Below are 12,529 nucleotides of genomic sequence, written 5' to 3' on the forward strand. Positions count from 1 at the left end.
TGCAGGTTTCCGAGTTCTTCTATATTTACATTCTGGCTTACTTCGGCAGCTGCAAATTCACCGGTGTTTAAATCTCTTCGATTGTAAAAACGCACCACTTTTTCCAATGTGGTTATGGAACCATTATGAAAGTAAGGGGCTGAGATGGCCACATTGCGCAAGCTTGGCACTTTGAATTTTCCGTAATGGGTTGGCTGCGACACAATGGCGCCAATTCCTAAATCGACATAATTGATGCCTAACGGATTTGAAGCTGCGGTATAAAAAGGATTATCCGGGTTTTTTGGCACGCCAAGATTGTCATAGGTAAAATCAGTAAACAACACTTTCTTTTGGTCAGGATCAGGATCGGTTACGTGGCAAAGGGCACATTTGGCTTTTCCTTCAAAAAGCACTAAACCTTTTTGTTCTTCCAGGCTAAGTGTAGCTCTTCCCTGCAGATAATAATCGTATTTGGAGGTGAAAGCATTGACTTCATCTGAAGTTTCAAAACGCATTAAGGCATCGGCTGCATAGGATAAAATATCATCATCAAAAGGAGAATTGCCATAAAGTGCTACGATTTGAGGGTAATAAGCAGCAGCTTTGATTTTGGCTACCACTTGTGCTGTTGATGTATTGTTCATTTCTACCGGATTGAGCAGCGGATGAATCATTTGTTCCTGTAGGTTTGGTGAGCGACCATCTAGAAAGAATCCACCAACAAAAGTTTCATCAATAGTATTGTAATAACGATTTGGAGCAAAAACATTGTAAGCTAAGTTGGGTGCATTTCGATTTCCAAAAGTATTGCTGACGGCACCTTCAGAAACAATCTGGTGCAGTGGGTCACTAAAACCGGTTTCGGGAGAATGGCAGGAAGCACAGGCCTGACCGATTGGATTGGACAGATTGGCGTCGTTGAATAGCAGTTTTCCCAAAGCAATTTTGTCATCAGGAATGGTGCTATATTCTTTTACATCAGAGCAACTGGTGAATACAAGGCTTGTAAAAAGAGTTATGAGAATAAATTTGTAATTCACTATTTAGATTAATTAAAAATAAAGCACAAATATATTTTCTCTTTTTGAAAACACAAACTTTATTTAGACTTATTTTAAATAATAATTTTAAACGATTGATTTTGTATGCGTTATAATAAGAATATTTTAACGTCAAAATACCCAAATGAATGTATAACTTTTTGAACGTTTTTATATGATTGAACAGTTAACCACTTATAGTTAAGGCTATGCTCGTTTACGACTAATGATTTGTTTAAGTCCAGGTTCACAGGTCAACAGATGCCAACTCCTAAAACAATAAATACTTTATTATTTGTATTTAGTAATTCGTCAATTTCTATTAGTAAATATCGCTACCCTTTCTCTCAAATGGCTTAATTAGAAATTCATATAATTCAGCTATTTCAGTAGAGTGTTATAAAAATTCTAGTATTGTCGTTCTTGAATAGAAAGTATTGCTGGTTATTGTTTTGTATTCTGTACTCAATAACGTCATTGGCTCTCAATATTTGATTATTACTTCCATTGTTGTTAGTCAAATATTGATTATTTATAACCGTGCCGGGAGTCTCATTTAAGGAATCATCAGTGGTTACTAATGAATCAAGAAATAGAGCATTTAAAATTTGTGGATTTGGTTGTGTATGTGATACATTGACAACAATATCTCCATTGTCTAATCGGGTATTTATTGTCCAATTGTTTAATTGAATATTGGTATTTGCATTACCCCATTCTATGTTTAATGTGGAAGGAAGAAACAGATAAATTAATTGGTCAACGTTAGTGTATGGATTTAAATTGTGAAGAGGCGGTTGAGCTACATTTATAGAGGCACCAACCTGAAAACGCAGCCAAGCCGAATTTGTCAAAGCGACTTCAGTATTTTGATGTATTGCAGTAAATAAATCAAAATCACTTTTTTTAGAATAGCCTGAAATGTGATTTCTTCTCCTGATATGTCCTGTTAAACAATCAATAGGCGTACAATTAGGGACTGTATGAGATCCACAATTAATAGGCCTGCCAGTAGCATTTTTACATTCTGTCGCGTTAAAAGGGGTATTGTTTTTTTCGAAATGCATTAAAACCCATTCTTCAAACGAGCGAGAAGAAAATGCGATATTAACCCCTGCAGCAGCAGCATCAGTAAAAGTATCGGGAAGCCTTGGATGATTGTCTTTATCGAAAACTGCCCAAGCATAATCTGCTGAACCACTATCTAAAGCATTTTTTGCTATTTGAAAAAGTTGATACGGATTAGTTTGTGGGTTATTTTCGTTTTCATCGGGATAGACTTCAACCCGTTCAAATTTATCTAATGCTTCTTCTGTTTCTCCCCAACTGGTAAAGTAATTGAATTCGGTTGAGGTTCCTTCACAAGCAATAAAAAGTACCGGTTTTTTGGAAACCCTATTTCTCTTTCTCATACTCCAATTTGTTATCTCGATCAAAAATAAAATCCATAGTTTTTATGTTCGGAAGCCCACCGAATTTGCCACTCATATACCATTTGTCAAATGGGATATCATCACGAAGTCCTTCGATGTCTAAATCATAAACGCTATATAGTTTAGTACAACCATATTTGTCTTTTGAAGTAATCCAAATTTGGTCTTTACGGAAATTATTTTTGTCGAGCAAAGTGGTTTCATGAGTTGCGAAAATCAACTGGGAATTGTATGGATTACTTCGAGGATGATGGAATAATGAAATTAAAAACCTGCAAAGGTATGGATGCATGCTGTTATCAACTTCATCTATCCATATTGGCCTTCCTCCAGTAAAATTTAAAGACAGCATTATCTCGGTACATAAACCAACTAATGCAATTGTACCCGTTGATGCTTGGTTTAGTAAATCAAACTGATGTTGTTTAAAAATTTTGTGATCTTTGTAGACATTATGCGTTGTTTTGAAACGCTTATTAATTCTTGAACCAGAGTATGATTCCTTGTTAACACCCGGTTTAAAAAACTCTTCTTCTTCAACAAGTTCTAAGCCTTTTATCCCTAAATCAGATAATTGAACAAGTTTAACAACTTTGTTTTTTATATCCTCCATTCCTTCAATATCACTTTCAAAAAGACTTTTGGCATTTTCGGCAAGCCCAATAAGCATGCCATTGGCAGCAGCATTTAATACCATGTTTCCATGTATAAAATAATTACGCATATTTTCCCAATATTCTTCTCCGCTGTTGCCTAACTCAGATAAGAAAAGACGTTTAGGATTTATTTTGTCAAAGCTGTTTTTGTTTTTAAAGAAATCACGGTTTATACTGGTAATTTTTCTTCCAGTTCTTTTGTAAATTATCTTTTGACTCTTTTCAGGGTAATATTTCAGTGTTTCTTCAATTATACCGTCTCTTTTAGAAATAGCCATACAATAAATGTATTGAACTTTATCCCACCCAATAAAATTAAGAGTGAATTCGGTGGGTTGGTCAGCTGTTTCGACATCGAGTTCAAACGGTTCTGCAAGTTCAATGTTGTCGTTTACATCATATCTGAACGAACGATCTATTAATTGTCGGAAAGCCCAAAAAGCTCGAATTACATTACTTTTACCACTGGCATTGGCTCCATAGATTACCGCTGTTTTGAGCAAACGAAATTTTTTTCCATTTTTTACAGTAATCTCTGCAACATTGTCTGATTTTCCTTTTGCTCCTGATGCTTCCAGACTAAAAAGAGTTTCATCTTTTATTGAGCGATAATTTTTTATTTTAAAATTAATAATCATAATGCTTATTTTTTACAAAAATAAAACAATTTACAACGAAAACAATAAAAACATCTTTAATTTTTGCAAATTAAAAACAAAAAACAGTTATTGTCGTCCTAAGATAGGGTTGATTCTATTCCGTAAATTATTTTCGAAAACAGGCATTACCCAATCATAATTTTGTGTTGGAATATTTATATAGCTCAGTCTAAAAACTTCGTTTTGCATATTTTCACGAGCCTTTAATTTTAAACCAGTTGTGGGCTGCTCAAGCCTTAAATAAATATGTTCATAAAAGCGAGCATTAATTTTTTGTGATTTGCCTATGTAAAGAGGAATCCAGTCTTTTAATTCCGAATGTTTTGACAATCTCTTTTTCTTGGGGTTTGGCACCCATTTTTTTATATATAACGGATCCGTCCATTTGAGACAGAATTCATCTGCCCATTCTTTGAAATGATTAAACTTTGAGTCATTTTTGATTTCTATCAAATATAAACCCTGACATTCAATTTTATCCCATTGTATCTTTTCAAGACTTGAAGGTGAAAATTCAAATGATTCTTCAAAATTTAGTGTTTGGGCAAATTCGAGTAATTCAATTTGTAAGGCGCTAATTTTTTTGTCTATATTTTCCATTTATGCTGTCTGTTTATAATATAAAATCTTCAGTGAAATAATCCTTAATGATTTTTATTTTGCTTTTAGGCACACCAAATTGATTATGAAATCTGTCAAGTATACAATCGGGATTGGGGTTAAGAATAATTATCTCAGGGTAATCTTTTCGTTTTTTAAAAACAGATTTAAAAAGGTCGTTTGAACGTATGTCAGTAACCGGAAATGAATAACCTATGATGTAAATTTTGTCTGCGTCTACTAATCTGTCTCTTGCTTCCGTCCATAAATCCAGAAATAAATCCCCGAATGAATCATATTCTTTATGTTTTACAGGTGGAATAATCAATGGCATAGATGTTAAACCGGAACTATTGGAAGTTCCTTCAGGAACCAATGGATTTTTAATCCTCATTGACATTATCATCATGCCATCAGGGGCAGATTTACCTTTTATGGGTAAGTTTGGTGGATAATATCCGTATGAGAACTCCTCATAGCCATCCATAAACCGCCCGGCAAAACAATCATAAGGATTTATAGTACTTTCATATATAAAGAATTTATCAGCATCTATGTCTTGCATTAATTCCATTTTCCCATTTTCAGGTAAATTATGACTCGTTAGCCAATTACTTGATCCGTGCAATTTCAACAAAATAGGAAAGTCTAACTTTTTTTTTGAATCATCTAATTTTTCCCAACCATTTCTGAATGTTGCTACTGGACTAACAAAATAACCAAAATCGGTATTCCAACCTGTAGCATTTTTTAAAGCCCTATCCATTAGGGTATCCCAGTTAAAGGTAATAATTGAATCCTCATTTGAAAGTTGTTTTGCCAACCTTATGTGCGCATCTGAAATTGGGCCATTTTGAATTTCATTGATTACACTTATAAATAGAAAAATGAGCTGATTATAAGATTTTATTAATGTAACATTGTCTTGTCCTATTTGGAAGTTTTTTTGTTTTAATTTATGATATAGTTTTTCTTGAATTTCTGTGTGCAGTTCTTCAATATCGCCATTGAAGTCTAGAAAATCTAAGATACCGCCATTATTTCTTTCTGCGACATAATGAAGTAATTCACCAATAAGAACCCAAGGATTTTCAGCGATATCAAGCTTTCTGAATGTTTCAAAAAAATCGTTTGCAATTGGCATCTTGACACCTGTTTTTGATTCTTCATAACTTTTCGAAGCACCTGCTCCCAAAATGATAACCTTTTTCATATTTACACTATTGAAAATAAATTGTTGATTAAAGTTGTATTTCAGAATACTATAAGTTTTGATGTGCTAAACCTTTAAATTTGTTTTTCAAGCGGAATTAAGAATATAAAATATTACATAACGATCACCACTTTTAAATCTGAAATCAATCTTCATTTGCTTTAAAAAGATTTTTCATATCGTCTTCAAGAAATTGATATATCCAATTTCTAATAACGCAATATTCATCAACTTTTGAAGTATTGATTTTGTCAATAGTTTTGACAGGATACCGAGCAAAATCATTGACTCTTAAAATTCGATCTAATGAAAAAGTTCTTAAACTTGTTAACTCTTCCTTCTTCAACAAGTCCCAACTAGGTTCTGCTATTTCGAATTTGATATCAAACCTCCCAGATTTAGATGGGCGATACCCAAACATTCCCCAATCATTTAAGTTCCCATCTTTAGTATAAAAAAAGTACTCATGGGGAATTGAACCGTAAAATTGAAAGTCATCTTTAAAAGTTGGAAAGCAATATTCAACAAACTCTTTATAGCAAATTTCAAATTTCCTGAAAAACTCAATAAAATATAATTCACCTTGCTTTTTACTATATTGCATTGTTCTAACTCTTTCCCAATTGCCGTTTTTGTTTTCGTTATAAAGTATTTTACTTTCTTCTAATGACTTATCTGGAAGGGGTAAGTAATGCTGCTTAATTTCATTTATTCCCTGACTTAATAGAATATCTACAATTTTCCCCAGCTCTTTAATTGGAGCAGTATCTCCAGTTGTATTATATTCGGGAACTGTGTGATTTTCTATAATAGCTATTTTAACTTGCTCTTTCAGTTGCTCATTTTCATTAACCTTATATCGATAAAACTGTATAAACTTAAATTTGATTATTCGCTGTTTTAAATCTTGTAGATTTATAGGATATAATGATTCAAATCTCGGCAAATAAAAATCATTTATCTTAAAATCATAGCCTAGTTCTTTCTGATAATAGTATACTATGAGAGCTATTTGCTCTGTTAAGAGTATGTTGGAATTATAGGCGCTTAATCTTCCTTTTTCCATTATTTTCTTTAAATCTTTGAAAATATTTTTCTTAACAGTTGAGATTTGATTCTTTATTAGTAATGATTCATAGGAACCATACAAAGTATTTACTCCCATTCGCCACATCATATCTGAATCGACATTCAATGAGTTGCCGAAATTCTCAAAAATTAACTTGTCATCTGATTTACTTTTACGCGGTAAGAGTGCATAGCCATGAGAATTTATTAAATCTCGTGGTAAAACTATTGCTATGTTACCATTTGTGTATGGATCAAATTTATCTTTAAATTTTTTGAAATTATGCTCCAAGAAATTATTATAAGATTCAACATAGGAGAGTGCTTTATCTTTTTTGAATTGGATTAAGGTATTTAAGTGCGAAGATTTGGCATTTTCTATATAAAAATCTATTGCGCTCTTACCTATATGGTTTTTATAAAAATCGTGTAAAACATCATAGAATTCAATGTCAGACATTTTATCTAACTGGTATGAATGGTAGCAAATAATGTAATCCCTTATTTTTGAATAGTAGAATGATATATTGTACGACTCCTCTGTATTGGATTTGATTAAGATGTTTCGGGTAAATAGATCCTCCGGAATATTTTCATCTAGCGATAAATTTAATTTTTCGAGAATTTGGTTTACATCTATCCCTTCATCTTTATATGTTTGCCACGATGTGTATTCGTGATCAATAATTATTTTACCGATAGCTGCAAGAATCCGCAATCCTGATATGTAGTCAATACGTGTTTTAGCGATAGATTGCTTCAGGTATTTTTGAATTAGTTCTTTATCATTTATTTTATTTGGTACCTTCTTCCCACTATACACCTCGCAAAATAATTTCAAAAAGAATCCATTTTTTAGTTCTCGTAAAATTAAATCTGATATTGCTCCTTTAAAGCCAAATGCCTTTTGGTATAATGGCAAAATATCGTTCAACTCTTTATCGGAGAATTCATTTAATAGAAAACCCGGATTATTGCCTAAATCACTAATGGTTTGGTGTGATTTTTTAAGTTCGTCATAAAGATGCGTAGGATTATCACTAATCTTAAGGATTGAATTTAAAATATTTGATTTGCAACTAATTACGATTTTTACATATTCTAAGTGCTTAGCGGCCAATGCCAGTTCGCTTAGTTCATGAGTAATATTAGAATTAGTGCTTTCATCAACTGCATCAATGAATATTAAGACATTTTTATTTGCAAATCGGCCTAATTCATTAAGTTTTTTCAAGGCAGTATCTGTTTCAGTTCTGCTCGAAAAAGCAAGATTTAAATCTTGAGCTATGCAAACAGCAGGCGATTGTATAATGGCTGCATTGTAAAAAAACACAAATGAGTTCTCTAAATATTGAAGTACTAGAGAACAGATAGCATTTGTTTTACCAACTCCTGCATTTCCTACTAAGCCAAAAACTGATTCTTGAGACTTTAAAAAGTTGTCAAAGCTAATTTGCAAATCTTGGCGCTGTATATACAAGTCTCTTACAAATTTAGAAAAGGGACTGTCGATTCCGCCGATAATTTGACCCATCCTGTCCCATACCTGAGCTTCACAAAAGAGTTTTAAATTTTGAGGTGTAAGCGCGATGAAGTTTTTTAGTGCCTCATATCTAATCCTTAATTCTTCATCTGTTGAAAGTGAATAACCGTTTTTCCAGAAACTCGATTTTTCTGCTATGTTTCCTGTGATATGCTCTTTTGTTATTGTATCATAAACTTTGGTTTCAAGACCATTGGTGATTATGGTAAATGGTGCTATATCATCAAGTAACCTTGCATAAGATATCCCTTGATCACGATCATCATCTGTGATAGGAACAGTATCACTTTTTAATTCAATGACGAATAGATTTTTGCTGTGTCTTTTACAAAGTATATCAGACCTTCCTGTTGCCTTCTTTGTCTTTCCAAGCCTAATTTTAAAAGAGTCTTCCAAAGAAATTTCAGAAACATCAATACCTAAATCATGAAGGTAGGGCAGGAGAATTTTGGCTTTAATATCTTCTTCAGTCATATATGAATTGATTAATCACCAAAGATTTGTTTTAATAAATTTTCTTCTGTAAATGGCCCTCCCAATCCCATAGGTTGCTTTGTAGGGAGCTTGAAAATATAAACAAAAACAGATGTTTTTATTGCACCATGGCCATAAGGAGAGTTCTTAGTCCCTTTTTTGTGAAAATATGCTTCAACTTCGTTTGCACTTGCAACGTTATCAGCTTCGCAACATTTCCAAAAATCGATTAATCCTTTTTTGTAACTATGTTCCGCTTTTCTTCGTTTTTCATTGTTTGTGATTCCTGAATACCAACCACTAAATCTTGGATTTTCACTACCCATAGTTTGCTTAACAAATTTTGTGAGTTGCGTTTTTATTCCGTTTGATGTCATAAGCACTAGTTTTGAGTTGGAATTGCTGCTTGATTTTAAGCCTTATAAATTAGTATTTGATGTCTAATTCTGCAATCAAATATATTAAAATTATTTACTTTTTCCTACTTTTCCAACTGATGTTATGATGGGAGTTTTTGCGGTACTCTCTATAGCTCATGTGAAGATAGATGCCTATAGCATAGGCACCGGCTATAAAAATGATGTGAACCAATGCATTAAGTACTGTATTTTGAATAGAACGCCAATACTATTTAAATAATTTTAGTTTTAATATGCAATTGTGGAATTATAGATTTGCATTTTAGGAATATTGAGATGTATAAAAGCACGGATTACAAATCCGCTATTAGGATAATTATATAAACTTTCTAACTTCAAATTGAAAGAAATCATTTTGTAATTGCAGATATTGATAAAATTGTGAATTCGCAGAAAGATTACCAAATTCATTAAGTGATAGATTCGAAAGTTGTTTATCATCCAGTAATTTGTGTGCCACGCTTGTAATTATACCAAGCCTAACCAATTTAATTAATTCTCGGTTTGTAGTGCCATAAACATGAGTTAGATATTCATCTTCGCCAATAAGACCGAAATCGAATAAAAAGACAATTAGTTTATTTAACTTATAACTAACGAAATCTTCTTCAATCTTAACTTTGACAACACTTAAATTGATGAGAATCTCATCTGACTTTCCATTTAAATTGACATAGACTGTATCTTTATACATTTGATTGTTATAGGCATTTGTGTCTCTTTTCACCTCGCCGTAAGATTTGCCTATGAATATAAAAGGATCAATTGTATTTGCTTTTGCTTTTAGGTACTGAAATGTAGCGGCAATATTCTGTTTTAACGATTGCTTTTGAGTTGTTGTTAAATAGAAATTATAATATTTTTGGGCTGCAGGATTTTTTAAACGCTCTACTTCATAATCAATAATTCTTTCTGATAAATTGCTAACAAAAATTGCGGTAACTTTTTGGATAAGATTCAAGCTTTCCCATTCTTCCTGCGAAAAGTATTGAAAATTTATTACGATTTGCGAAATTACAGTATCAAAATTATCATAGATTTCCTCAAAGCTATTTTCAATAAAATATTTCTTTATCCTTGTGTCTTGCTCAATCGCGTTCCTATTTTTAATTAGAAATGTTGTATTGTCTTTAATTTTTTGATCTTTTTCTCGCCGTTTTTCTTTGACTTGCTCTTTGGTAAGGTAATCAGTTTTTGCAAAATCTAGGTCATCAATGTTATAGCTGTTAAGTAAAGGATTTTCAATTTTGTCTTTAAAACTATGATTTCTTAATAATTCAATCTTATTAGTCATTGAATATTTTCCTTGAAAATCTTCACAATTAACAAAGTGAATTTTGGGATTAAGTTTTTCTAAATTTTGCTCTTGAAATACATAATTTAATCTATTCACTCGTCCAATTAGATTTACTAAATCTTTGCCATCAAGATAATTTGTGCTGGTAATAAATATTGTATCAATAGGTAAATTTACGCCTTCTAATATTACTTTATTAGCAACTATATATTTTAAACTTGAGATAGTTTTAAATTTATACTCAAGGTATTCTTTAATTTGATTTGGAATTTTCCCGTGAATATAAACAATGCCTTTTTTCAAATATTTGTTTGCATAGAACTTTTCGTGAACTTCGTTACTTATAGTATTGACAATTTGATTAATTTCTATATCAGATGGATATTCCGGCAGCTTTTCATAAAGTTCTCTTGAAAGCTTTTCTATGTTCTTTGGTCGAAAATTGTAGATGAAATTTTTTGTTTGACTATTTTTTTCGATGTATTGATAAAAGCTACTAGATTCGTTTAAAGTTAAATATTCGTTTGTGAAGCGATTGTAGATTGATGTTATTTCATTTTCCCAAAGAAAAATATCCTCAGATTTCAAGTTGTGCTTAACTACAGCAGATTCAGTTTTTGTATTTACATTTGATTTAATATTGTCTGGAAAATCAATTAATGGAGACAGGTAAATTACTTTCGTACTGTTTATTGCTCTATTCATTTCAATTAAACGAGTTAGCAAAATCCCACGGGAATTCTTTTTATTATACCTAAAAATATTGTGTGCTTCATCAATAAAAAGAATATCAAAAGCCACGCTCTTTCTGAGTAACCTTGTTGCTCTTTCTTGGGTTAAAACACCAATGAATTTTTCTTCTCCATTATACATTTCGTCATGAGTGATTAACTTATAACTAAGATTTAAATCTTTTATGTCTTTAAAATTTTGAACTAACAATGATTTGGTAGGGACAATTATACCTATCCGCTGATATGTATTATTAATTATGAAATCTTTTATTAGTGAGCTTTTACCAAAAGAAGTTGGAGCTACGTAGACTAGACTTTCAATGTTACTATTGAGTAACGTATTACTCGCCGAATGCTGTTCTAAGGTTTCTAGGTGTCGTTCTCTAATATTGATAAATTTCTCATTAATTATTTTATACGTTAGTAAACCACTTATACTATTTATTTGAAGCAGATCGTTATGCAAAATTGTTTTGCAGATAGGATAAAATCCAATTTGCAAGCTGATATCATATAAAGGCTGAAAATCTCTAAACAGTAGTGAATATTTTAAAATTATGTAGTAACCTAATCTGAAATAACTTTTATTTCTATTGTCATTATCGTAAACTTTGAAAAATAGCAGCGCGCATAATAGAATATACTCTTTTTCTGAATCTGAAATTGAAATATTGGACAATATAAGTTTTGAGAAAACTACATTAAATTCTTCGCTATTTTTTAGAGCCGTAAGCTGTGATTTTTCTGACATACCTTATGTGTTTATGTAGGCTATGAAATCATCCACATTTTTTTTGTTGATACAAAGGATGTTTATGTTTTTGTATTCATAATTTTTAACTAATCCTGTTAATTTGGTTTTCAAATCGGCTCTGTCGATACATTTCCAATTAGCATCTAAGTAGATAGTTGAGCTTGGTATGACATTAAAATTTTTTATGTGGTTAAAGGAGCCTTTCAAAAATTGCTTTTTAAAATCGGTTAAATTTTGAATCAGAGTTTTATTTGGATTAACTTGTTGAAGGCTGGCATGGTTAACCGCATTTGACCAAGGGTCTATAGGATTACCATGTGCATCTAGCTTTGATCCGTTTAGTTTATCTCTAAGATCACGGTATGCTTCTCCAATATTTGAATTATGAGTTGCAGTAGTAGTAGTTGATAAACTCGATTTACTTTCATATAGAAATATTTCATTCTCAAATTGATACAGACCGTCAAAACCTTTCTTCATTGATTTAGTTTCCTCTAAATTCTTAAATAAAAAGTGCTGTTTAAAATCTAATTGGTTTAAATATAAATGACAAAAAAATTCGGCAATGAAACCGTGCTTTTTTGCTTCATCTTTTCCAACAAACCAATTCCGTATTTCAATCTTTAAAACATCAATATCTTTATCGCCGGCTATTCC

Annotated in this window: 9 protein-coding genes; all 9 read right to left on the reverse strand. The window is 31.7% G+C overall.

The window, feature by feature from the left end; translation table 11 throughout:
* Window positions 1-1,022, reverse strand: a 1,022-nt coding sequence (locus V7D82_RS12410) for a cytochrome-c peroxidase (RefSeq protein WP_333601297.1), incomplete at its 3' end; no start/stop codon positions are given.
* Between the two features lie 386 nt (window positions 1,023-1,408).
* Entirely contained in the window at window positions 1,409-2,434 is a 1,026-nt protein-coding gene (locus V7D82_RS12415; RefSeq protein WP_333601298.1) for an RloB family protein, read from the reverse strand.
* Window positions 2,418-3,749 (reverse strand): AAA family ATPase, encoded by a 1,332-nt coding sequence (locus V7D82_RS12420; RefSeq protein WP_333601299.1) that lies wholly within the window; start codon window positions 3,747-3,749, stop codon window positions 2,418-2,420. The genes V7D82_RS12415 and V7D82_RS12420 overlap by 17 nt, the downstream gene beginning before the upstream one ends.
* Window positions 3,750-3,836: 87 nt before the next feature.
* A complete protein-coding gene (locus tag V7D82_RS12425; protein WP_333601300.1) occupies window positions 3,837-4,370 on the reverse strand; it encodes a hypothetical protein in 534 nt (177 codons plus the stop codon).
* Window positions 4,371-4,383: 13 nt separating this feature from the next.
* Window positions 4,384-5,583: a hypothetical protein gene (locus tag V7D82_RS12430; protein WP_333601301.1), complete on the reverse strand. Its 1,200-nt coding sequence runs from the start codon at window positions 5,581-5,583 to the stop codon at window positions 4,384-4,386.
* A 145-nt stretch (window positions 5,584-5,728) separates the two neighbouring features.
* On the reverse strand, window positions 5,729-8,668 hold the full coding sequence (locus tag V7D82_RS12435; protein WP_333601302.1) for a type I restriction enzyme HsdR N-terminal domain-containing protein: 2,940 nt from the start codon (window positions 8,666-8,668) through the stop codon (window positions 5,729-5,731).
* 11 nt (window positions 8,669-8,679) lie between these two features.
* Entirely contained in the window at window positions 8,680-9,045 is a 366-nt protein-coding gene (locus V7D82_RS12440) for a hypothetical protein (protein WP_333601303.1), read from the reverse strand.
* A gap of 358 nt (window positions 9,046-9,403) precedes the next feature.
* Window positions 9,404-11,869 carry a DEAD/DEAH box helicase gene (locus V7D82_RS12445; protein ID WP_333601304.1) on the reverse strand — a complete coding sequence of 822 codons (2,466 nt, stop codon included), beginning with the start codon at window positions 11,867-11,869 and terminating at the stop codon, window positions 9,404-9,406.
* 3 nt (window positions 11,870-11,872) lie between these two features.
* Window positions 11,873-12,529: hypothetical protein (locus tag V7D82_RS12450; RefSeq protein ID WP_333601305.1), on the reverse strand; the 657-nt coding region annotated here is incomplete at its 5' end.

Origin of the sequence: Flavobacterium sp. (genome assembly GCF_036741995.1) — a bacterium.
Classification (GTDB): Bacteria; Bacteroidota; Bacteroidia; order Flavobacteriales; family Flavobacteriaceae; genus Flavobacterium.